The sequence below is a fragment of the Actomonas aquatica genome (assembly GCF_019679435.2).
GTDB classification, from domain to species: Bacteria; Verrucomicrobiota; Verrucomicrobiia; order Opitutales; family Opitutaceae; genus Actomonas; species Actomonas aquatica.
This window is the reverse complement of the sequence record NZ_CP139781.1, coordinates 4,304,535-4,326,339: the sequence shown is the minus strand read 5'-3', so window position 1 is coordinate 4,326,339 and position 21,805 is coordinate 4,304,535. Positions and strand designations below refer to the sequence as shown.

Here is a 21,805-nt window from a genome sequence, read left to right as displayed (position 1 = left end):
GAATCGTGCCAAGTCCTCCTTCATCAGCCCGTTGGGCTTCGGCGGGCACCGAAATAATTCGGATTATCGGTGGCTTGGCCAAGCCGTAGCTCCTTCAGGAGCGAAGGATGGTGGGCGCAACAGGACTCGAACCTGTGACCTCTTCCGTGTGAAGGAAGCGCTCTAACCAACTGAGACTATGCGCCCGTTTCCATCCGACCTGCCACTACGGGCAAGCCTCTGGTGAGGGTCGGGCACGCTGAACAAGCCATTCGCGCAAATCAAGCCCACTTTTCAGCTCGTTTTCTTCGCCCTCCCCCTCCAGCCACCGCTCCCCCACTCCCAGCGGCCACTTTCCCAAAACAACGCAACCGCGTGAGGACTGCCCCCCAAAGGCCCACCGGGATAACCCCCGATTTGAACCAACCGGGTTCTACCGCGCTTAAGCATTTCTACTGCGTGCCGTAGCCTGCCTCCGACCAACGCTCTCCACGTCCCTCCCTCTTCCCTCCCGTCCACCCTCTATCGCCGTGAAAACCAAATCCGTCTCACGACGCATCTTCCCACAACTGCTCCTGCTCGCCGTCGGCTTCCTCGCCTGCGCCGGCACCGTGGAATACTCCCTGCGCGCCAACCGCGCCGACGCCACCGTCATCAATGTCGCCGGCCGCCAACGCATGCTCAGCCAACGCATGAGCAAAGAGGCCCTCCAATTTGCCCACAACGCCTACGCCGACCAGGCCATCGCCACCTCCCTCGCCGCCAACCGCGATCTGTTCCAGCGCAGCCTCCTCGGCCTGCGGGACGGCGATGCCGAGCTTCACCTGCCCGCCGCCACGTCGCCAGCAATCGTGACCACCCTCGACGAGGTGCGCAGCCTGTGGACGCCCTTCAGCGCCGCCGTCGACCAGTTGCTGGCGCCCAACAGCACCACGACCCAACGCGAGGCCGCCCTCACCACCATCCTCGCCGACAACGTGCCGCTGCTCAAAACCTCCAACGCCGCCGTCGGTCTCTTCGAAGCCCACGCCAACGCCAAACTCGCCCGCGTCACCCAGATCCTCTGGTCCGCCGCCGGCCTCGGCTGCGCCCTTTGCCTTGTATCCGCTTTTCTGATTCGCCGCCATGTCGTCCACCCGTTGCGCGACCTCGCCGCCGAACTCGTGCAGGAGGCCGACGAGATTCGCAACAACGCCGAATCCTCCAGCCAGAGCACGTCCGAGCTCGCTTCCTACGCCACGCAGCTCAGCGCCGCCGCCGACGCCAACAGCCAGGCGCTGACCGACGTGAGCCGCATTTCCGAGACCTACCAGAAACGCACCGTCGACATCACCGACTCCGCCAGCTCCACCCACGAGCGCACCGAACAGGCCCAGCGCGATGTCGGCGAACTCGTTTCCGGCATGAACGAGCTGTCCACCGCCTCCGACGACATTCAACGCATCCTCGCGACCGTCGACGAGATCGCCTTCCAGACCAACATCCTCGCCCTCAACGCCGCCATCGAAGCCGCCCGCGCCGGCGAGGCCGGAGCCGGGTTCTCCGTCGTGGCCGACGAGGTGCGGCAGCTCGCCCGCCGCAGCGCCACCGCCGCCGCCGAGTCCGCCTCCAAGATCACCCACTCCATCGAGACCACCCGCCGCTGCACCGCCATCGGCCAAAAAATCCACGACGTGTTTGAGGTCATCGACGAGCACGCCCGCGGCCTCACCGATCTCGCCCGTTCCCAAGCCGAGGAATGCGCCCGCCAGGTCGAAACCCTGCGCACGGAAGTGCTGCGCTCCCGTGAGAACAATCACGCCATTCACCAGATCACCGCCGTCTCCGAAACCGGCGCCGCCAGCGCCGAGGAACTCTCCGCCAAGAGCGTCGTGCTCTCCCGCCACGCCCGCATGTTGCAGGATCTCGGCGGCGTGTCCGACCAGGCCGCCGCCGGCCCCTCACCGTCCGCCAGCCACGCGGCTGTCCGCTCGACCGAACGCAAGGTCGAACAACCGCTGATGGCTGCCTGAGCGGAGCGTCGGCACCAAACCTAGCCGCACCACGCCGCGTCGGTGCTGGCGTCGATCCTTTCCTCCACCTCAGCCTCAGCCGATGCGCTCGACGATGAGCGGCGGGGCTTTGGCCGCGCCTTCGCCCACCACGATCGCGTCACGCAACATCACTTCGGCCGCCGCCCAGGTGTCGTCGTCGTTGGCGTGCACCACGCAGAGCGGTTGCCCCTTCTCCACGGTCTCGCCGATCTTCACCAGATCGGTGATGCCCACGGCGTGATCGACGGCGTCCTCCGCCCGCGCCCGGCCCGCACCGAGTTTGAGCGCAGCCAGGGCCACCGCCATGGCGTCGACATCCTGCACCACGCCGGCTTCGAGCGCCTGCAGCGGCACGCGTTGGGCGGCGCGCGGCAGCAAACCATCCGGGTCGTCGCACACTTCGGCGTTGCCGCCCTGCGCTTCGATCACCGCGCGAAACGCGTTCAGCGCCGCGCCGCTATGCACCACGCCTTCGAGCATGGCTTGGGCGGCGTCGGCGTCCTTGGCCGCGCCCCCGATGAGCAACATCTCCACGCCGAGCGCGTAGGTGACTTCCATGAGATCGGCCGGACCTTCGCCCTTCAGGCAGGCAATGGACTCGGCGACTTCGACAGCGTTGCCCACGGCCCGACCCAGCGGCTGGTCCATGGCAGTGATCAGCGCCCGCACGTCCTTGCCCATCTCGCGGCCGATTTCAACCATGCCGTGCGCCAGTTCGCGGGCGCGGTCGATCTCCTTCATGAAGGCGCCGCGGCCGTATTTCACATCGAGCACGAGGCCATCGATGCCCTCGGCGAGCTTCTTGCACATGATGGAACCGCAGATGAGCGGCACACACTCGACCGTCGCGGTGACGTCGCGCAGCGCGTAGAGTTTTTTGTCCGAGGGCGCCAGGTCGGCGGTCTGCCCGATGAGGGCGCAGCCGATGCGCGTGACCTGTTCGCGGTAGGCCTCGAGCGAGAGGTTCACATTGAAGCCCGGGATCGACTCGAGCTTGTCGAGCGTGCCGCCGCTGTGGCCGAGGCCGCGTCCGCTGATCATCGGCACCGGCACACCGCAGGCGACGACCATGGCGGCGAGCGGCAGGGAGACCTTGTCACCCACGCCACCGGTGGAGTGTTTGTCGACCTTGATGCCCTTCACCTGGGAGAGGTCGGCCACGACGCCGGAGTTCATCATCGCCCGCGTGTAGGCCGCGGTCTCCTCGGCGGTCATGCCATTGAGGTAGATCGCCATCAACATGGCGGTCAGCTGGTAGTCGGCCCACGACCCATCGGTCGCACCGCGCACAAAGGCCTGAATCTCGGCCTCGCTCAAAACCGCCCCATCCCGCTTACGCGCAATCACATGCTGTGGAAACATACCCCCACCCTGCCCCGAAACGGCCAATTTTACAGAAGGAAACGCAGGAAACCCGAGGGCTGACGCACCGCCGTTTTTTTTAACCACGGATGGACACCAATGGGCTCCACTACCGTTCCGCCTCCAAGCCAACCCGGTCTGGTTATTAGAAAATTCAGGGTGAGTGGGTTTCAGTGAGTAGCCGGTAGGCGACTTGTGCGCCGAAGCCTTGGCGAAGGAGTAAGCCATCCGTGTTCATCCGTGGTTAAAAAAAAGTCCTGCCCCTCGGCCTTGCCCCTCGGCCCCCATTTCGCCCTTGCGGCGCTGCGCTGAGGGTCTGTTCTCGGACGCTTTTTCGCCAACATGTCTTCTTCCCCGGTCGCTTCCTCGTCCTCCGCTCCCACCCCCAACGCCGAGCACGTGCTCCAGCTCTCCGACGAGCTCAACCTGCCGGTCGCGCAGATAGCCGCCACCGCCCAACTCCTGGCCGAGGGCGCCACCGTCCCCTTCATCGCCCGCTACCGCAAGGAGGTCACCGGCTCCCTCGACGAGGTCGTCATCACCACCATCCGCGACCGCCTCGAAGCCCTCCGCTCCATCGACGAGCGCCGCGCCTCCATCCTCTCCGGCCTCAAGGAACGTGGCCTCCTCACCGCCGAGCTCGAAAAGGCCCTCAACGCCGCCACGTCGCTCACCCAGCTCGAGGACATCTACCTGCCGTTCCGCCCCAAGAAACGCACCCGCGCCACCATCGCCAAGGAACTCGGCCTCGAGCCCCTCGCCGAACAACTCTGGACCCAGGACCCGTCCTTCGATCCCGAGGCCGCCGCCGCGCCCTTCGTCGGCGCCTCTGTCACCCACGAGACCAAGACCAACACCCTCGAGACCGTCGCCGATGTGCTCGCCGGCGCCCGCGACATCCTCGCCGAACGCGTCTCCGACGACGCCAACGCCCGCGCCACCCTGCGCACGCTCTACGCCGAACAGGCCTCCGTTTCCTCCAAGGTCCTCTACGGCAAGGAGGCCGAAGCCGCCAAATTTAAGGACTACTTCGAGTGGTCCGAGCCCCTCGCCAAGGCCCCCTCCCACCGCATCCTCGCCATGCGCCGCGGCGAGAAAGAGGGCTTCCTCATGATGCGCGTGCAGCTCCCCGACGAGGACCTCGCCTTCGCCGAACTCTCCCGCCTCTACGTGACCGGCGACGCCGCCAATGCCGCCGCCCAACAGGTGCGCCTCGCCGTCGAGGACGCCGCCAAACGCCTCCTCTTCCCCGCCATGGAAACGGAGATGCGCCTCGGCTCCAAAAAGCGCGCCGACGCCGACGCCATCAAGGTCTTCACCGAAAACCTCCGCGAGCTCCTCCTCGCCTCCCCGCTCGGCCAACGCGCCGTCATGGCCATCGACCCGGGCTTCCGCACCGGTTGCAAAACCGTGCTCCTCGACGCCCAGGGCAAGCTTCTCCACCACGACGTCATCTACCCCGACCGCCACGGCATCGAGGCCGAGGAAAAGATCCGCGGCTTCGTCCAACACTTCAACGTCCAGGCCATCGCCATCGGCAACGGCACCGCCGGCCGCGAGACCGAAGCCTTCGTGCGCGGCCTCAAACTCCCGCCGTCCATTCCCGTGGTCCTCGTCAACGAATCCGGCGCCTCCATCTACTCGGCCTCCGAGGTCGCCCGCGAGGAGTTCCCCGACCACGACATCACCGTGCGCGGCGCCGTCTCCATCGGTCGCCGCCTCATGGATCCGCTCGCCGAACTGGTGAAACTCGACCCCAAATCCATCGGCGTCGGCCAATACCAACACGACGTCGATCAACTCGCCCTCAAACGCTCCCTCGACGACACCGTGGTCTCGTCCGTGAACGGCGTCGGCGTGGAGCTCAACACCGCCTCCAAACAACTCCTCTCCTACGTCTCCGGCCTCAACAGCAGCACCGCCGCCGCCATCGTCGCGCGCCGCGACGCCGCCGGTCCGTTCAAGTCCCGCGCCGAGTTGCTCGACGTGCCGCGCCTCGGCCCCAAGGCCTTTGAACAAGCCGCCGGCTTCCTGCGCATCCGCGACAGCGCCCACCCGCTCGACGCCTCCGCCGTGCACCCCGAGCGCTATGCCCTCGTCGAACGCATGGCCGCCGATCTCGGCGTGACCGTGGCCGATCTCATCGCCGACGGCAAAGCCCGCGCCCGCATCAAGCTCGAGACCTACGTCTCCGACGAAGTCGGTCTGCCCACGCTCAAGGACATCCTCGCCGAACTCGCCAAACCCGGCCGCGACCCGCGCCAGCAGTTCGAAGCCTTCTCCTTTGCCGAAGGCGTCAACAAACCCGAGGACCTCAAACAAGGCATGAAGCTGCCCGGCATCGTGACCAACGTCACCGCCTTCGGCGCCTTCGTGGACGTCGGCGTGCATCAGGACGGCCTCGTGCACGTCAGCCAGCTCGCCGACACCTTTGTGAAGGACCCGTCGGAGCACGTGAAACCCGGCCAAAAGGTCACGGTGACCGTGACCGACATCGACCTCGCCCGCAACCGCATCGCCCTGAGCATGCGCAGCAACCCCGAGCTCGGCGGCAAATCCGGCGGCGGCGGCAATCGCGGCAGCAACCGAGGCGGCAACGACCGCCGCGGCCCGGGCGGCCCCCGCCGCGACGGCGGAGGCCACCGTTCGGGTGGCGGCGGCAACAACCGCGGCAACCAAAGCTTCGGCACCAGCCTCGGCGGCGACTGGTTCAGCGCCGCGCTAAACAAAAAGAAATAACGTAGGGTCGGTCTTCAGCCGACCCTCCGAGCCAGGGAGCGCCGACAACGTCGGCCCCTCCAGCGCTCAGCTCTCAGCACTCAGCGCTCAGCACCAGCACCGCCGACGCCCCCGTCGGCGTCCTTGCCCCTCAGTCGACACAACCCTCGATCCCGAATCCCCACACAACGAACGCGGGCGACACGCCCGCGGCTACATTCAGAACCCCCTTGTAGCAGCGGCCGTCTCGGCCGCTCCCCCCCCCTTGTCCGCCAAAGCTCACCGAGCGACGGCGGATGCCCCCCAGCCCCCAGCTACCAACTACCAGCACCCAGCACCCAGTCCCCGTAACCCACCTGTAACCCTTGCAACCCGATCAACCACGGGTAGGTTGCAAGCGTTCTCAAACGCGAACACTTCGCAATTAAACCCCTTTCCCATGATCCAAGAAATCCCCCCTGAAGTTCTCGACGAAAAGCTCATCATCAGCGGTATCCACCTCGACCTGACCGACGCCATCAAGGCCCACGTCCGCGAAAAGGTGACCAAACTCCTCCGCCACGAGCCCCAGATCGTCCGCGTCCGCATCGATATCGAATACCAGGAAACCAAGTCCCGCCACGGTCAGTTCACCGCCAAGGGACGCATCGAAATCCAAGGCCCGGACTGCATCGCCGGCGAAACCGGCGACGACGCCTACGCCGCCATCGACAAAACGGTGAAGGAACTCGACCGCCTCCTGCGCAAGCGTGCCACTGATCGTCTCAGCAAGCGCAACCACCCGTCGGGCGTCGAACTCGACGCCGACCTGCCCAAGGTCGACTAACCGGTCCTGTCCGATCTCCCCTCTCTCCCACCGGCCGCACCCTTCGTGCGGCCGGTTTTTTTGCGCCCACTGCACCAGGAATACCACCACCCACCCGCACCTCACATGTAACACAGCTATAAGCTCTCAGCCGTCAGCTATCAGCACCCAACCCACCAGCTCCCAGCCCCCAGCACCCAACCCACCAGCGCCCAGCCACCAGCCACCAGCCACCAGCGACCAGCCCCCAGCGCCCAGCCACCCAGCCTGACACTCTTGGTTCCCTTTTTACGCATTTGAATCCGTCGCCCCCTTTGTAACGAACCAAACCTCCGCTTCCGCCGTCCCAGCCTGCGCTATGATTCCATCCGATCGATCCTTCCACCGTTTCGGCGAGCGCCTCTCGGCGACCGGCGTGCACCTCCATCTCACCGATGCGATGCGCCATCACATCGTGCTTAAAGCGGGTCGATTGCTGCGTCACCAACCCCGCATCGATTGGATCAACCTCGAAGTCATCCACGACCAAACCCGCGCCGCCGATCAGCAGTTTGTGGTCAAGGGGCGGGTGGAGGTCAAAGGCCCCGACCTCTTCGCCTCGGCCTCCGCCGACGACGCTTACAAAGCCATCAACCAAGCGGTCTCCCGCCTCGACCGCGCCCTGCGCAAACGCGCCACCGCCTTCGAAGCCCGCCAGCGCCAAGCCCTCGCCCCTCACTGGTCGGAACGCGCCAGCAACCTCTCAATCGCGCCATAAGACCGATTTCGTCCCCGTCGGCGGGGGCACTCAGCGCCCCCCGCCGTCTTTTCGCTTCCGTCCCTGCGCCGCCCTCGCAAAGGTGCTGCGCCAATGATCAAAACCATCGGTTTCGACGCCGACGACACCCTTTGGCACAATGAGACGCTGTTCGTCGCCACTCACGGCAAACTCTGCGAACTGCTCTCCCGCTATCACGACGCCGCCAAGGTCGACGACACGCTCAACACCACCGAGCGCCGCAACCTCGCCCGCTACGGCTACGGCATCAAGAGCTTCACCCTCTCGGCCATCGAAACCGCCATCGACCTGAGCGACGGCCAGATCTCCGCCCAGGAGATCCGCGAGATCATCGCCCTCGCCCACGACATGCTCGACCACCCGGTCGAGATGCTCGACGGCGTGCCCGAGACCGTGGCCCAGATCGCCGCCACCGGTCGCTACCACATGCTCATCATCACCAAGGGCGACCTGCGCGACCAGTCCCGCAAGTTCAACCTTTCCCAGCTGGATCCGCACTTCGCCGACCTCGAAGTGGTCACCGAAAAGGACCCCGCCACCTACGACCGCATCCTGCGCCGCCACGGCATCGCGAGGGACGAATTCCTCATGGTCGGCAACTCGGTCAAAAGTGATATCCTCCCCGTCCTCGACCTCGGCGCCCACGCCGCTCACGTGCCTTACCCGCACACCTGGGTGCTCGACCGCGCCGACCGCGAACCGAGCGGTCCCCGTTTCCACCAGCTCGAAACCATCACCGACCTCCCCGCCCTCCTCGACCAGTTGAAACAAGCCTAAAAGACACCGCGCCGAGCCCGAAGTCCCTTAACGACAATCCGTTCCCGCCAAAAACCACGCTGCCTTTAGCTTCGCCTTTCTTCGCGACCTTCGCGGTTAATTTCGTCTTCAGCCTTTCAGCAGCCACCAGCCTCCAGCTCCCTGACTCTCCGTCCCTTTCCATGCCCGCCGACGCGCCTCTCAAAATCCTGTTCGTCTCTCCCGAAGTGGAGCCCTTCGTCAAAGTTGGCGGGCTCGCCGACATGGTGGGGTCCCTACCCAAGGATCTCGCGGCCATGGGCCACGATGTGCGCGTCGTCTGCCCGGCCTACGGCAGCCTGAAGCTCTCCGACGACTGGTCCGCCCGCAACGAACCGCTCGGCGTCGATGTCGGGGCCGCCGCCCACTGGGGCCGCACCTGGGTCTCGCATCTGCCGGGGTCGACCGTGCCCATCTATTGCCTCGAGCACGAACACCTCTTCGGCCGTCCCGAGGTTTACGCCGGCCCGTGGGGCGACCACCCCGACAACGACCTGCGCTTCATCTTCCTCTGCCGCGGCGCCCTCACGCTCTGCCAACAGCTCGATTGGATTCCCGACGTCGTGCACTGCCACGACTGGACCACCGGTTTCCTGCCGCTCCTGCTCAACACCACGCTCAAGAACACGCCGCTCGGCCGCACCGCTTCGGTGTTCACCATCCACAACCTCGAGCACCAGGGCTACTGCGACCGTCGCGCCCTCGACTTTGCCCACGTGCCCGTGAACGAGTTCCGCGCCGACAGCACCGAGTCGCACGGCAAGATCAACATGATGAAGGCGGGGCTCTACCACGCCACCAAGATCACCACCGTCAGCCCCACCTACGCCGAGGAAATCAAACAACCCGCCGGCGGTTTCGGCCTCGATCCCGTGCTGCGTTTCCGCGCCGCCGACCTCATGGGCATCGTCAACGGCATCGACACCACCTCGTGGAACCCGGCCGCCGACCCCAACATCCCCAGTTCCTACACCGCCCAGAACTTCGGCGGCAAAACCGTCTGCAAAGCCGCCCTGCAGAAACAGCTCGGCCTCGACATCGATCCGCACATCGCGCTCTACGGCGTCGTCTCGCGCTTCGCCACGCAGAAGGGTCTCGACCTGCTCGCCGAAGCCCTGCCCCACATCGTCGGCCGCATGCACGTGCAGTTCGCCATCCTCGGCAGCGGCGACCAAGGGCTCGAAGCGGTTTACCGCGATTGCGCCGCCAAGTTCCCCGGCCGCGTCGGCCTGCACGTGGGCTTCAACGCCAAGCTCGCACGCCTCATCCAGGCCGGCTCCGACTTCTTCGTCATGCCCAGCCGCGCCGAACCCTGCGGGCTCACCCAACTCTACGCCATGCGTTACGGCACCCCGCCGATCGTGCGCGCCACCGGCGGACTCGTGGACACCGTCGATCAATTCGACGAGACGACCGGCGCCGGCACCGGCTTCAAGTTTGAGGACGCCTCCGCCCCGGCGCTCTACAACACCATCGGCTGGGCCAACGCGACCTACTACGATCGCCCCGACCAATACCGCCAGCTGCGCCGCCAAGGCATGGCCCGCGACTTCAGCTGGGGCGCCAGCGCCCGCCGCTACGTCGACACCTACCGCTGGGCCATCAAATCCCGCCGCGGCGAATAAGCGTCAGGGGATTTTACAGAAGGGAAGGAAGCCAACGAAGCCGGGCGGAGTGGCAGGATGGTTTTTGCCACAGAGACCACAGAGGGCGATCCAACGTAAAGCCCCAGCGTGGGCGTCGGAGTGGCTTCGCTCCCTTTGCTACCTTCTGTTAAAAAGAACCCACGCCGCTCCTGCCTCTGTTTCTCTCTGCGTCCTCCTGTAACAACAAAAGCCGCCGGCCTTCACCGATACGGCTGATTCAGCTCCACGGGCTGTGCCGCGTTCTTCTTGGCTCGCATGCGCAGGTTGAGCATCTCGACGCCAAACGAGAACGCCATGGCGAAGTAGATGTAGCCCTTCGGGATGTGATGACCGAGCGACTCGCCCACCAGCATCACGCCGATCAGAATCAGGAAACTCAGCGCCAACATCTTCAGCGTCGGATGCCGGTTCACAAAATCGCTGATCGATTTCGCCGCCAGCAACATGATGCCCACCGCGATGATCACCGCCACGATCATGACCCACAGGTGATCGGCCATGCCCACCGCCGTGATCACCGAATCAAGCGAGAACACCACATCGAGCAACAGGATCTGCACCACCACACCCTGAAAGGTCGCCCGCCCCAACGACGCCGTCGCATGGCCATCCTCGCCCTCCAATTTTTCATGGATCTCAAACACGCTCTTCCCGATCAGGAATAGACCACCGACCAGTAGGATCAGGTCCTTGCCCGACACCGGATGGTGCAGCAGCGGCAACTCAAACCACGGCTTCGTGAGCCCCATCAGCCACGAAATGCTCAACAGCAGCAGAATGCGCGTCACCAGCGCGAGCAACAGCCCCGTCTTGCGCGCCTTGTCCTGCTGCTCCGCCGGCAACTTCCCCGCCAGGATCGAAATGAAGATAATGTTGTCGATCCCCAGCACCACCTCCAGCGCGGTCAAGGTCAGCAACGAGATCCAGATCTGCGGGTCAGCAATCCACTCCATACCGCCCGATCAAGCCCACGCGCCCCCATCCGCGCCAACCGAATCTCATCTATATCCTTATTCTTTATCTTTCTCTTTATCCCCGCCCGACCGGTATCCGCCCGCCCTCCCCGCCAATCCCAATTCACCGGCGGCGCTCCGCGCCGTCCGAGAAAGATAAAGATAAAGTGGAAAGAGAAAGAGGGGTGACGGCCAAGGCCGTCAGAACACCCACCCCAGCCCGAACCGCAGCCACAGCGGGATCGCCACCAGTCCCACCGCCGTCGTGCCCAGCACCACCTGCACCGCCGTCAACGGCTGCCCGCCGTAGTGTTTCGCGATCAGGATCGGCACGATGCCCGCCGGCATCGCCGCCTGCACCAACATCACCCGCTTCAACTCCGGACTGATCGGCAACACCTTCGCCAACACCAGAAACACCGCCGGATACACCAACAGCCGCAAGCCACACGCCAGCGGCGTGACCCGCGCCGAGAACAGTTGCGAGGGTTTGCGCAGATACTCCGTCAAGGTCGCGCCGATCGTGATCAGTCCCAGCGGAATCGCACACACCCCGGCCGACTTGATCACCGTGCGCACCACCTCCGGCATCGCTTCATCCAACCCCACCAGGTTGCCGCCCGCCGCCAGCAGCAACGCCACCACCGGACCACTCACCAGCTTGCGCCAGCTCTCGCGTAACGAAACTCCGGATACCACGATCACCCCCACCGTCCACACCGCCGCTTCACAGCCGACATTGTGCACCAGCAACACGCCGATGCTCTCCTGGCCGAACAATCCCGTCATGAGCGGAATCGGAATGTAGCCGTAGTTGTAGATGCCCGCCGCAAACGCGAAGGTCCGCAACCCGTGCCCCTTGCTGAATCCGAGCGCGCGGCCGATCGCCAGCGATCCGAAGATGCCGATCACCATCGTGCCAAACCCCACCAGCGGCGGCCAAAAGACATTGCGATGATCGCTCAGCGCCGCGTTGCCCAAGACCGCATCAAAAATCAACGCCGGATAGAGCACATTCACCACCAGCTTCATCAGACTCGAGTCGGCGTCCGGTGAAATCCACCCCGCCCAACGCGCACCCGACCCGATCGCGATCAACGCGAACACCGGCACAATCAACGCTAGCAGCTCAAAATACGAAGGCACGGCGCCCAAACCGCACCGGAACGGCCGCGAACTCAATCGCGAAGCACGGAAACGTGAGGGCATGACTTCGTCGACTCCGCGCAACTCATGCGTTCGCCGATCACCGTAATTCCCTCCGCCGGCTGCGACTTTTTCGGACTGGAGGTGTTTTCCCGCCATGGCGCTCCCTCCCCCGCACAACTCCTCGGCCGACCTGCTTCGTCGCCTCACCCTTCCTCTCCTCGGCTTCGTCATCGGCCTGTCGGCGGTCTACTCCGTCCTCCTCACCTTCAAACGCTTGCTGTTCCCCCTCCTGCAGCAGCTCCCGGGATGGCCTGAATCTTTGTCCCCCGTGGTGGGACCACTCGGCTCCTTGGCCGCGGCCGTCGCGGCCTACGGACTCTTCGTTCGCTGGTGGGAGCGACGGACTGCAACGGAACTCGGTGTCCATCCAGCCCCCATCGCGGTCGGCGCGGTCGCCGGTTCAGGCCTGATTGCCCTCACGATCGCCAGCCTGTTCGCCCTCGGCGTCTACCAACTTGATTCGTGGCGCGGCTTCAGCGCGGTCGCGCCGGTGGCCGCCACCATTCTTTCCGCGGCGGTGATCGAGGAACTGGTGTTTCGCTGCCTGCTCTTCCGCGCGTTCGAGCGATCACTCGGAACTTGGACCGCGATGGCGGTGACCTCGGGAGCCTTCGGCGTCCTGCACCTTCTCAACGACGGCACCACGCCCTTCACGGTCGTTTCGGTCACCCTGCTTGGCGCATTTTGGTGCGGCGTGTATGCCCTTGCACGAAACCTCTGGGTCGCCGGGCTGAATCACGCCTTTTGGAATCTTACCATCTTCCTGTCCGGTGTGCCTCTCTCCGGTCAGGAGGAATGGCGCCACAGCGCGCCGCTGATCAGCCATGCGGCCGGTCCATTTTGGCTGACCGGCGGTGCCTTCGGGCCCGAGGATTCGATCCTCAACATCGTGATCACCGGTGCCGCGACCATCCTCCTTTGGCGCTGGATTGCCACTCATCAACTCACCCGACCCGCGGCAAAACCCGGTTGCCCCTCAGCCGCGTAGGTTCCGATCGGCGCGCTCCGCCGTTTACTCCGCCGGGATCACCTCCGCCGCCGCGCTTCCCGCGATCCACCCGGTGGTCCAGGCGTTCTGGAAGTTGAAGCCACCGGTGATGCCATCTATGTCGAGCACCTCGCCCGCAAAATACAGCCCCGGGCACCGCCGGCTCTCCATCGTCTTGAAGTTGACCTCTTTCAGCCGCACGCCGCCGCAGGTCACAAACTCCTCCTTGTTCATGCTCTTGCCGGTCACGGCAAACTCGCTCGCCGCCACGGCCCGCACCAGCGCGCTCAGCCCTTTCTTCGGCAAGGCATTCCACACCGTCGTGGCCGGCACCCCCGCCGCCTCGACCAGCCGGTCCCACAGACGCCCCGGCAAGCCCAGCGGATTCGCCGTCGTGAGCTGCTTACGCGCCAGCGATTCCCGTCCGGCCGCAATCGCCGCGCGCACCTTTTCTTCGTTGGCCTCGCCCGTCCACGCCACCCGCACGGTGAACTGATAGTCGCAGGCCGCCAGCTCCCGCGCACCCCACGCCGACAGCCGCAGGATGCCCGGACCACTCAGCCCCCAATGCGTGACCAACACCGGTCCCCGCTCCTTCAGCTTCGTGCCCGGCACACTCACCTCCGCCTCCGGCACCGCCAGCCCCTCCAACCCACGCAGCACCGCGTCTTCGATCTGAAAGGTAAACAACGACGGCGCCAGCGTCTCGATCGTATGCCCCAACCCTTCGGCCAACGCATGCCCGCCGCCCGCCTTGCCCCCACCCGCCGCCAGAATCACCCGATCAAACCGCTCCACCCCATCCCGCAACACCAAGCGAAACCCACCCGAGGCGCCCTGTGGGTCGGGCTTTACGCCCGACATCCCCCCTGCCTCTCCGCCCTCCACCTCCACCGCCTCCACCGGCGTGCGCACCCGCACCTCCACCGCGGCGCTGCTCGCTGCCCGCCGCAGACAATCCACGATCGTGCTCGAGTCGTCCGTCACCGGAAACATCCGCCCGTCGGCCTCGGTTTTCAGCTCCACGCCGCGCGCCGCGAACCACGCCACCGTGTCCCGCGGACCAAACCGGTTGAACGGCCCGATCAGTTCCCGCGACCCACGCGGATACCGCTTCACCAGCTCGCGCGCTTCGAAGCAGGCGTGGGTCGTATTACAGCGCCCGCCCCCCGAGATGCGCACCTTGGCCAGCACATGCGCCGTGGCCTCAAAGATCACCACCCGCGCCGCCGGATTGACCTCAGCCGCCCGCACCGCCGCAAAAAATCCCGCCGCGCCCCCGCCAATCACTGCAATTTTGAAAGTCTCGTTCATGGAATCGAAAGCCTCACTCCACCGCCTCACTCCCAGAACGCAACCCACCGGTGATCAGCCGCCCCCCTTGCCACCGCCGGTAGGGGAATTGCCACGAAAAGGCACAAAAAAGCACCAAAAGATCATCCCACTTTTCGTGAATTTTTGTGCCTTTTTGTGGCCATATTCCGCCCTTCTCTCCGAGTTCCCGGTGCCCGCCCCCCCTGCCCGCCTCCGCGATCAACTCGTCCCGCTACCCCGCCTCCACGGCAGCGTCGTGCCTTCGTTCCACTCCGGCTGCACCACGATCCGACGGGCATGCGACGGGATCCCAAACTCCCCCGTCGCGATCATCGAATACAACGTCTCCACCGCGATCGCTCCCAGGTGCTCCCGCCGACAACGGATGCCCGCCACGTGTTCATTGAGCCCATCGATCACATCCAGCGACACCAGCCCCACATCACCCGGTATGCTCAGCCCCGCGTGTTCCGCGTAGGCCTGCAATCGCACCGCCCCCTCCAACCCCGTGATCACCACATCCGGCCGATAACGCTCAAACCACGCCGCCCAACTCGCGTCCGGCAGCATCGTCGACTCCTCAAACAGGAGCGGCTCCGGCTCCGTGGCCGCCGGATGCACGCGATGCAAGCGCCACCACGCCTCCGTGTGCGCGTGCCGCTCGCGAATGTCGTGCCCCTTGCCCACCGCGAGCCCGATCCGCCGATAGCCCCGCGCCAACGCGTGCTCCACCGCCAACCGCACCGCCTGATGGTAATCGATGTTGATCGCATTCAACGGCCGCTGCGTGAAATCAAACGCGACCGTCACCGCACACAGCCCGGCGATGTCGATCGGCGGCGCTTCCAGATGCAAACTAGAGCGCGTCGCGGTCCACACCACCCCACGCACCCCGCGGGAGACCAACACCCGTTGAAACCGCTGCGGACTCAGATCCGCCGGCTGGGCATCAAAACTCTCCAGGCCAAACCCCATCTCCGCCGCCCGCCGCTTCACCCCGGCTTGAATCAAGGGGAACACCCGGTCGGTCGTCGTCGGCTTCGCCCCGCTCGGACCGACTTCCAACAAGGCCAGATTGGCATTCAAATGCCGCGCCTGGCTGCCCCGCTTATACGTCACCAGCGCCTTCAGCATCGGATCCGGCACATAACCCATCTCCTCGGCCAACCGCTCCACCTTCGCCCGGATCTCGCCCTTCACCCGCGAGTCCCCCCGCAGCACGCGCGAGACTGTCATCTGGCTGCAACCCGCAGCCTCCGCGAGATCCCGTTGCGTGACTCGATTCATGGTGGTCACCCCACCCAAACCGATTGTCGGCCTCACCGCAACCGCCGGCCCCACAAGCTCAGAAGAGGAGGTAAACACCGAGGAAACACAGGATGTAGATCACGAACCAGAAGCGGAAGCTGCGCAGCAGGCCCACCGACTCCGTCGCGCCGCCCGGCCCGCCCGCGCCTGCGCCCGCCGTCTCCGGCGTCATGAAGGCCAACTGACTTGCCGCCGGCGCCGGCCGCAGCGCGCTGAACCCGTATAGACAAACCGCATACACCAGCACCAAACCCGCGCCTACGTGCAGGAAGTTCGTCTCCAACAACCACGCCGGTGCCAGCGCCTGCAACTCCGGCACCGAGGTCAGCGGCACCAACAACACTCCGGCCAACAGCCCCACCGTCAGGGTCACCAACGCGCCGGTAGCGTTCACCCGCCGCGAAAAACGCCCCACCAAATAACACACCCCCACACTGCTGAAAAGATACGCCCCCGTCTTCAGGATGAGCGGATAAATGAGCCCCAGATGCTCGATCCACGGCGCCGCGATCACGCCCCACACCAGCACCACACCCGCCGCGATCCGCCCGACCAGCAGCGCCTTCCGCTCGCTCACCTTTCGATCCAGCAGCGGATAGATCTCGATCGTGAACACCGAGCTCAACGAGATGAGTCCCGAGTCGAGACTCGACATCAACGCCGCCAGAAAACCCGCCATCACCACGCCCGACAGGCCGACCGGCAACAGCGTCTGCACCAGCGCGGGATACGCCCGGTCGGGGTTGATCCCCGGCACCAGGTGCAGCGCGATCAACCCGGGAAACACCAGGATGAAGATCGCCAGAATTTTCAAAAACGCCCCCAGCAACATGCCCAGCTGCGCATTGCGCACATCCCGCGCTCCCAGCGTGCGCTGCAGCAACTCCTGATTGCTGCTCGCCCAGAAGATGCTCGAAAACGCCAGCCCCGTCAGCACCCCCGTGAACGGCATCTGCGCGTGGTCCATCGGTTGGATGAGACTGAAGTGTTCGGTCGGTATCGAGTTCATCAATACGTCCAGCCCGCCCACCCGGTTCAGGCCCAGCACCAGCACCAGCGCCGCCCCGAGAATCAGCACCAGCGAGTGAATCATCTCGGTGTAAACCACCGACGACAGCCCACCCACGATGGCATACACGCCCACCGTCAGCCCCAGCACGATCGCACACGGCAGCAAATAGGTTTCATCGACCCCGAAGATCTGCACCACCACCAGACACCCGGCGTAAAGCATCACCGGAATCGTCACCAAACCCATCGCCACCATCGTGAGGCAATAGATCAACTTGCAGCGCCGATCGAACCGTTGCTCCAGGAAACCCGGGATCGTGAAGATCCCCGTCCGCAGATACACCGGGATGAAAAAGATGGCCGAGATCCCCAGCATGAATCCGCCGATGAGCTGCGGATTCGCCGCCGCGATGCCGATTTGATAGGTCAGTCCCGACTGCCCCACAAACTGCACGCTGGAAATGTTGGCCGCGAACAGCGAAGTCCCGATCAACCACCAGCCAAACTGGCGCCCGCCCAAAAAAAATCCTTCCCGACTCTGCTGCTGCCGTCGCCCGATCCAGATCCCGAAGACGAGCACCCCGGCAAGGTAGGCGATGACAATAAGAAGGTCGAAAATCTGCAGCTGCATGCGGGCTTGGGGTGGAGGAGAAACACGGCGCGGCGACCGCGCAGGAAAACGGAGCGGACTCAACCAAGCCCACCCCGCGCTGAGAAGCCCGCATCCACCTCGCGATGTGTTTATTGAAACATCACGCCACGCGCCGCCGCCAACCTCACCATCGCACCGTGTTTCAATAATCACCACCGCGCGCTCCGCCCGCCTTCCCCCGCATGGCAGAAAGTGGCCCTACCCCTTTGCCCCGGTCTGCCATGACGCGCCCCAACATCCTCTTTTGCCTCGCCGACGACGCCGGCCTGCACTTCTCCGCCTACGGCTGCCGCTGGGTCGACACCCCCGGCTTCGACCGGGTCGCCCGCGAGGGCCTGCGCTTTCAACACGCCTACACCCCGAGCTCCAAATGCGCGCCCTCCCGCGCCTGTATCCTCACCGGCCGCAACCCCTGGCAACTCGAGGCCGCCTGCCAACACCAGTCCTACTTCCCGGCCAAGTTCACCACGTCCTTCGAAGCCCTCAAACACGCCGGCTACTTCACCGGCTACACCCAGAAGGGCTGGGCCCCCGGCGACCCCGGCACCGTCGACGGCCGCCCGCGCGAGCTCACCGGCACCAACTACAGCGCGATCAAAACCACCCCGCCCACCAATCGCATCTCCGACAACGACTACGCCGCCAATTTCGCCGCCTTCCTCGACGACCGCCCCGCCGACACCCCGTTCTGCTTTTGGTTTGGCTGCGTGGAACCGCACCGCGGCTACGAATACGGCTCCGGCATCCGCCTCGGCGGCCGCCAACCGTCCGACGTCGACGACTTGTATCAAATCTGGCCCGACAACGAAACCGTCCGCACCGACTTGCTCGACTACGGCTACGAGGTGGAGCACTTCGACCGCCACCTCACCCGCATGCTCGACCTGCTCGAAGCCCGCGGCGAACTCGACAACACCGTCGTCATCGTGACCTCCGACAACGGCATGCCCTTCCCCATGGTGAAGGGGCAGGCCTACGGCTACGCCAGCCGACTGCCCCTCGCCATCCGCTGGCCCGGCGGCATCCGCCAACCCGGCCGCGTGATCGACGACTACGTCGCCTTCACCGACTTCGCGCCCACCTTCCTCGAGCTCGCCGACCTCAGTCCCGCCGCCAGCGGCATGCAACCCATCACCGGTCGCAGCCTGCTGCCCCTCTTCGATTCGCCCCGCTCCGGCCAGATCGATCCCACCCGCAACCACGCCCTCATCGGCAAGGAGCGCCACGACGTCGGCCGGCCCGACGACGCCGGTTATCCCATCCGCGGCATCTTCCGCGACGGGCTGCTTTACCTGCACAACTTCGCCCCCGACCGCTGGCCTGCCGGCAACCCCGAAACCGGCTACCTCAACTGCGACGGCAGCCCCACCAAAACCGCCGTCATCCAATCCCGCCACGACCCCGACCAACACCACTACTGGCAATGGGCCTTCGGCAAACGCCCGGCCGAGGAGCTCTTCGAATTGGCGACCGATCCCGCCTGCACTCACAACCTCGCCGACGACCCCGCCTTCACCGAACGCAAAACCACCCTGCGCACCCAACTCTTCGCCGAACTGCGCGCTCAGGAAGACCCCCGCATGTTCGGCCACGGCGACGACTTTGATCGCTACCCCGTCGTCGATGAGGCCAGCGCCCATTTCTACGAACGCTTCCAAGCCGGCGAGTCCCTCAACCCCGTGTGGGTCAACCCCACCGACTTCGACTCCAGCTGATCCGCCCCGCCGCCGCCCATCTTCCCGACCTTCCCCTTGATGCTCCCTCAACCCCACCCCGCCTGAACCATGCCCCCCTCCACCCTCCTGGCCCCGCCCTCCGCCGCTTCCCCCAAACTCGAAACCATCGCCCAGGCCGCCGGCGTTTCCATCAGCACCGTCTCCCGCGCCCTGCAAAAAAACCCGCAGATCGCCCGCGCCACGCAGACCCGCATCCGCGACATCGCCACCCGCCTCGGCTACGTGCCCAACCCCTACGTCAGCACCCTCATGGCTCACGTGCGGCAACACCGCCCGCTGCCCTACCAGGCCAACCTCGGCTGGATCGATCGCCTCCCCGCCAACACCTGGCGCCACAACCCCGTCCAAAGCCAGTTCTTCGAAGGCGCCGTGCATCGCGCCGGCACCCTCGGTTATCAGATCGAGCGCGTGAGCTGCCTCGAGGCCGACATGACTCCGCGCCGCCTGCGCAACATAATGCGCGCCCGCGGCATCAACGGCGTGCTCTGCTCCGCCGACACCCCGGAATCGCGCCAGACCGTGCTGCCCTTCGATGTGAACTCCTTTGCCGTCGTCACCGTCGGCTGCCGCTTCACCAAACCCGACCTGCACTACAGCACCAACGACCAGTTCTACACCGCCCGCATGGCCCATCAGCATCTGCAGCAACTGGGCTACCGTCGGGTCGGCTTCGTCACCACCCGCGGCCTCGAGGACATCGTCGAATACCGCTTCACCGGCGGATTCCAGTCCGCCGCGCCTTCGCTCGGTCCGGAGCAGGCCGTGCCCGTTTTCTACACCGACGGCCAGCCCGGCGATCCCGCCTTTGCCGACTGGCTGCGCACCTACCGCCCCGACGCTGTGCTCACCACCTTCATGGTCGATTTGCTCGATCAGATCACCGCCACCGGGCTGCGCGTGCCCGAGGACCTCGGCTTCGCCGTGCTCGACTGGGATGCCCGCACGCCCCACATCGCCGGCGTGCGCCAGGACCACCGCCGCACCGGCGCGGCCGCCGTCGATGTGCTCGTCGCCCAACTGCAAAGCAACGAATACGGTGTCCCCGAACACGCCCGCGGCGTCATGATCGAGGGCGCCTGGCAGGATGGGCCCACCGCCCCGCCCCGTTGACCAACTTCACCGCTCCTTGCTCGATCATGTCTGTCCTCCCTCCCGTGTCCCGCCTCGCCTTCCTCCTGCTCGCCACCGCCGTCGCCGTCTCCGCCGCCACCACCCATCACGTCTCTCCGAAGGGTGCGGGTGAACGCGACGGCACCGACTGGAGCAACGCCCGCGCGTTCACCTCCCTGCCCCAACTCCTCGCCCAACTCACGCCCGGCGACACCGTGCTGCTCGGCAGCGGCCACTACCGCCTCGATCGTCCCTTGGACTTCACCGGCTCCGGCACCAGCGAAGCCCCGCTCACCTTCCGCGGCATCGATACCGGCGACGGTCTGCCAACGCTCCAAGGCTCCTACACCCCCGCGCCCGCCGAGCCCACTCGCGCCATCGTCGGCCTGCGTTTCCCGGGCGCCGCGCACCATTGGATCGTCGCCGACCTGCACCTGCGCAACTTCACCGTCGCCCTGCAACTGCCCCCGGCCGGCGACGATGCCACCACCCGCAGCCACCTGCGCTTCGAGAACATCGACGGCGGCGACGTCGATGACTTCTTCGTGCTGCAGAATGCCACCGACGTGCGCGTCGAACGCTGCGACGTCACCCGCTACGCCAAGAAAGGCTTCCGCTACGCCGATCACATCGAACGCCTCACCTTCGACCGTTGCACCGCCGACGCCAATGGCGGCGACGAAACCTTCCCCACCCGCGCCATTCCCAACGGCTTCAACGGCGGCGACACCGATGGCGAACCGCGCATCCGCCACGTCACCCTCATCGACTGCATGTCGCGCAACAACCGCTACGCGCCCCAGCTGCGCCCCTACTGGAACGGCGACGGTTTCTCCTCCGAAGAGGGCACCACCCACCTCACCTACATCCGCTGTTCCTCCTTCGACAACCACGACGGCGGCTTCGACGACAAAGCCGACAACGCGACCTACATCGACTGCGTCGCCATCGGCAACTCCAAGGGCTTCCGCTACTGGGGCAACAACGGCCTCTACCAAAACTGCCTCTCCGCCTACAACCGCGCTTGGGGTGGCGGCAACGCCTCCGACGGCCTCTGGGTCGGCAAACAACGCCATGGCAACCTCGGCGTCGCCCGCGTCATCCGCTCCACCTTCTTCATGAACGGCCAGTGGGGCCTCGAGAGTTATCAGGGCGGCCTCATCACCGCCACCGACTGCCTCATCGTCACGGATGTCGACGCGCCCCGCAGTCAGGCCGCCACGGCCAACGACACGACCCGCCTGGTCAACTGCACCGTGTATTCAGCAAACGGAGACGGCGGCCTGCGCGCCCCGCGACGCGACTGGCAGGGCGACCCCGCCACCGCTTTCGACCCCATCGACCCCACCGTAAACGGCTACCTCAGCACCGCCCGCACCACCCCCTCCAAGTAGCTGCGCTTGAGCAA

16 protein-coding genes and 1 tRNA gene are annotated in these 21,805 nt (G+C 65.5%); 10 read left to right on the top strand and 7 right to left on the bottom strand.

All coding sequences use genetic code 11. The features are described from left to right. Nucleotides 1-108 precede the first annotated feature (108 nt). Nucleotides 109-186 (bottom strand) — tRNA-Val (locus tag K1X11_RS16480). 323 nt (nucleotides 187-509) lie between these two features. Between K1X11_RS16480 and K1X11_RS16475 the strand changes: the two genes are divergently transcribed. Beyond that, nucleotides 510-1,991 (top strand): methyl-accepting chemotaxis protein, encoded by a 1,482-nt coding sequence (locus K1X11_RS16475; RefSeq protein WP_221031335.1) that lies wholly within the window; start codon nucleotides 510-512, stop codon nucleotides 1,989-1,991. A 75-nt stretch (nucleotides 1,992-2,066) separates the two neighbouring features. Here K1X11_RS16475 and K1X11_RS16470 read toward each other — a convergent pair whose 3' ends face one another. Further along, entirely contained in the window at nucleotides 2,067-3,374 is a 1,308-nt protein-coding gene (locus K1X11_RS16470) for a thymidine phosphorylase (RefSeq protein ID WP_221031334.1), read from the bottom strand. 342 nt (nucleotides 3,375-3,716) lie between these two features. On the opposite strand from K1X11_RS16470, the gene K1X11_RS16465 reads away from it, so the two are divergent. From K1X11_RS16465 to glgA, 5 genes are all read left to right on the top strand, one after another. Beyond that, the gene (locus K1X11_RS16465; RefSeq protein ID WP_221031333.1) at nucleotides 3,717-6,113 is read left to right on the top strand and encodes a Tex family protein; all 2,397 of its coding nucleotides are present in this window, start codon (nucleotides 3,717-3,719) and stop codon (nucleotides 6,111-6,113) included. Between the two features lie 418 nt (nucleotides 6,114-6,531). After that, nucleotides 6,532-6,918 (top strand): ribosome hibernation-promoting factor, HPF/YfiA family, encoded by a 387-nt coding sequence (gene hpf / locus K1X11_RS16460; protein ID WP_221031332.1) that lies wholly within the window; start codon nucleotides 6,532-6,534, stop codon nucleotides 6,916-6,918. Nucleotides 6,919-7,255: 337 nt separating this feature from the next. After that, entirely contained in the window at nucleotides 7,256-7,654 is a 399-nt protein-coding gene (gene hpf, locus K1X11_RS16455; protein WP_221031331.1) for a ribosome hibernation-promoting factor, HPF/YfiA family, read from the top strand. A 93-nt stretch (nucleotides 7,655-7,747) separates the two neighbouring features. After that, on the top strand, nucleotides 7,748-8,452 hold the full coding sequence (locus K1X11_RS16450; protein ID WP_221031330.1) for an HAD family hydrolase: 705 nt from the start codon (nucleotides 7,748-7,750) through the stop codon (nucleotides 8,450-8,452). Nucleotides 8,453-8,613: 161 nt separating this feature from the next. After that, the gene (gene glgA / locus K1X11_RS16445; RefSeq protein WP_221031329.1) at nucleotides 8,614-10,095 is read left to right on the top strand and encodes a glycogen synthase GlgA; all 1,482 of its coding nucleotides are present in this window, start codon (nucleotides 8,614-8,616) and stop codon (nucleotides 10,093-10,095) included. A gap of 221 nt (nucleotides 10,096-10,316) precedes the next feature. On the opposite strand, the gene K1X11_RS16440 is transcribed toward glgA, so the two are convergent. Together K1X11_RS16440 and K1X11_RS16435 are read right to left on the bottom strand one after the other, a co-directional pair. After that, nucleotides 10,317-11,069 carry a TerC family protein gene (locus K1X11_RS16440; protein WP_221031328.1) on the bottom strand — a complete coding sequence of 251 codons (753 nt, stop codon included), beginning with the start codon at nucleotides 11,067-11,069 and terminating at the stop codon, nucleotides 10,317-10,319. Between the two features lie 201 nt (nucleotides 11,070-11,270). Then, a complete protein-coding gene (locus K1X11_RS16435) occupies nucleotides 11,271-12,215 on the bottom strand; it encodes an AEC family transporter (RefSeq protein ID WP_221031327.1) in 945 nt (314 codons plus the stop codon). Between the two features lie 157 nt (nucleotides 12,216-12,372). Between K1X11_RS16435 and K1X11_RS16430 the strand changes: the two genes are divergently transcribed. Next, nucleotides 12,373-13,266: a CPBP family intramembrane glutamic endopeptidase gene (locus K1X11_RS16430; RefSeq protein WP_221031326.1), complete on the top strand. Its 894-nt coding sequence runs from the start codon at nucleotides 12,373-12,375 to the stop codon at nucleotides 13,264-13,266. A gap of 24 nt (nucleotides 13,267-13,290) precedes the next feature. Here K1X11_RS16430 and K1X11_RS16425 read toward each other — a convergent pair whose 3' ends face one another. The 3 genes from K1X11_RS16425 to K1X11_RS16415 all read right to left on the bottom strand — a co-directional run bounded on the left by K1X11_RS16425 (nucleotide 13,291) and on the right by K1X11_RS16415 (nucleotide 17,530). Next, complete coding sequence (locus K1X11_RS16425) at nucleotides 13,291-14,580, bottom strand: aminoacetone oxidase family FAD-binding enzyme (RefSeq protein ID WP_221031325.1); 1,290 nt, start codon at nucleotides 14,578-14,580, stop codon at nucleotides 13,291-13,293. Nucleotides 14,581-14,799: 219 nt separating this feature from the next. After that, nucleotides 14,800-15,867, bottom strand: a complete 1,068-nt coding sequence (locus K1X11_RS16420; RefSeq protein ID WP_225919462.1) for a LacI family DNA-binding transcriptional regulator — start codon at nucleotides 15,865-15,867, stop codon at nucleotides 14,800-14,802. A 58-nt stretch (nucleotides 15,868-15,925) separates the two neighbouring features. Further along, a complete protein-coding gene (locus K1X11_RS16415) occupies nucleotides 15,926-17,530 on the bottom strand; it encodes an SLC5 family protein (RefSeq protein WP_221031324.1) in 1,605 nt (534 codons plus the stop codon). Between the two features lie 242 nt (nucleotides 17,531-17,772). Here K1X11_RS16415 and K1X11_RS16410 point away from each other — a divergent pair, with 242 nt between their 5' ends. From K1X11_RS16410 to K1X11_RS16400, 3 genes are all read left to right on the top strand, one after another. Continuing rightward, entirely contained in the window at nucleotides 17,773-19,266 is a 1,494-nt protein-coding gene (locus K1X11_RS16410) for a sulfatase family protein (protein WP_221031323.1), read from the top strand. A gap of 69 nt (nucleotides 19,267-19,335) precedes the next feature. Then, nucleotides 19,336-20,397, top strand: a complete 1,062-nt coding sequence (locus K1X11_RS16405; protein ID WP_221031322.1) for a LacI family DNA-binding transcriptional regulator — start codon at nucleotides 19,336-19,338, stop codon at nucleotides 20,395-20,397. A 26-nt stretch (nucleotides 20,398-20,423) separates the two neighbouring features. After that, nucleotides 20,424-21,791, top strand: coding sequence for a polysaccharide lyase domain-containing protein (locus tag K1X11_RS16400; protein WP_221031321.1), 1,368 nt, complete (start codon nucleotides 20,424-20,426; stop codon nucleotides 21,789-21,791). Nucleotides 21,792-21,805: the final 14 nt, after the last annotated feature.

Coding starts and splice junctions, on each gene's coding strand:
- hpf (WP_221031332.1), top strand. CDS start 6,532: ATGATCCAAGAAATCCCCCCTGAAGTTCTCGACGAAAAGCTCATCATC.
- K1X11_RS16465 (WP_221031333.1), top strand. CDS start 3,717: ATGTCTTCTTCCCCGGTCGCTTCCTCGTCCTCCGCTCCCACCCCCAAC.
- K1X11_RS16430 (WP_221031326.1), top strand. CDS start 12,373: ATGGCGCTCCCTCCCCCGCACAACTCCTCGGCCGACCTGCTTCGTCGC.
- glgA (WP_221031329.1), top strand. CDS start 8,614: ATGCCCGCCGACGCGCCTCTCAAAATCCTGTTCGTCTCTCCCGAAGTG.
- K1X11_RS16425 (WP_221031325.1), bottom strand. CDS start 14,580: ATGAACGAGACTTTCAAAATTGCAGTGATTGGCGGGGGCGCGGCGGGA.
- K1X11_RS16440 (WP_221031328.1), bottom strand. CDS start 11,069: ATGGAGTGGATTGCTGACCCGCAGATCTGGATCTCGTTGCTGACCTTG.
- K1X11_RS16470 (WP_221031334.1), bottom strand. CDS start 3,374: ATGTTTCCACAGCATGTGATTGCGCGTAAGCGGGATGGGGCGGTTTTG.
- hpf (WP_221031331.1), top strand. CDS start 7,256: ATGATTCCATCCGATCGATCCTTCCACCGTTTCGGCGAGCGCCTCTCG.
- K1X11_RS16405 (WP_221031322.1), top strand. CDS start 19,336: ATGCCCCCCTCCACCCTCCTGGCCCCGCCCTCCGCCGCTTCCCCCAAA.
- K1X11_RS16420 (WP_225919462.1), bottom strand. CDS start 15,867: ATGAATCGAGTCACGCAACGGGATCTCGCGGAGGCTGCGGGTTGCAGC.
- K1X11_RS16415 (WP_221031324.1), bottom strand. CDS start 17,530: ATGCAGCTGCAGATTTTCGACCTTCTTATTGTCATCGCCTACCTTGCC.
- K1X11_RS16450 (WP_221031330.1), top strand. CDS start 7,748: ATGATCAAAACCATCGGTTTCGACGCCGACGACACCCTTTGGCACAAT.
- K1X11_RS16400 (WP_221031321.1), top strand. CDS start 20,424: ATGTCTGTCCTCCCTCCCGTGTCCCGCCTCGCCTTCCTCCTGCTCGCC.
- K1X11_RS16410 (WP_221031323.1), top strand. CDS start 17,773: ATGACGCGCCCCAACATCCTCTTTTGCCTCGCCGACGACGCCGGCCTG.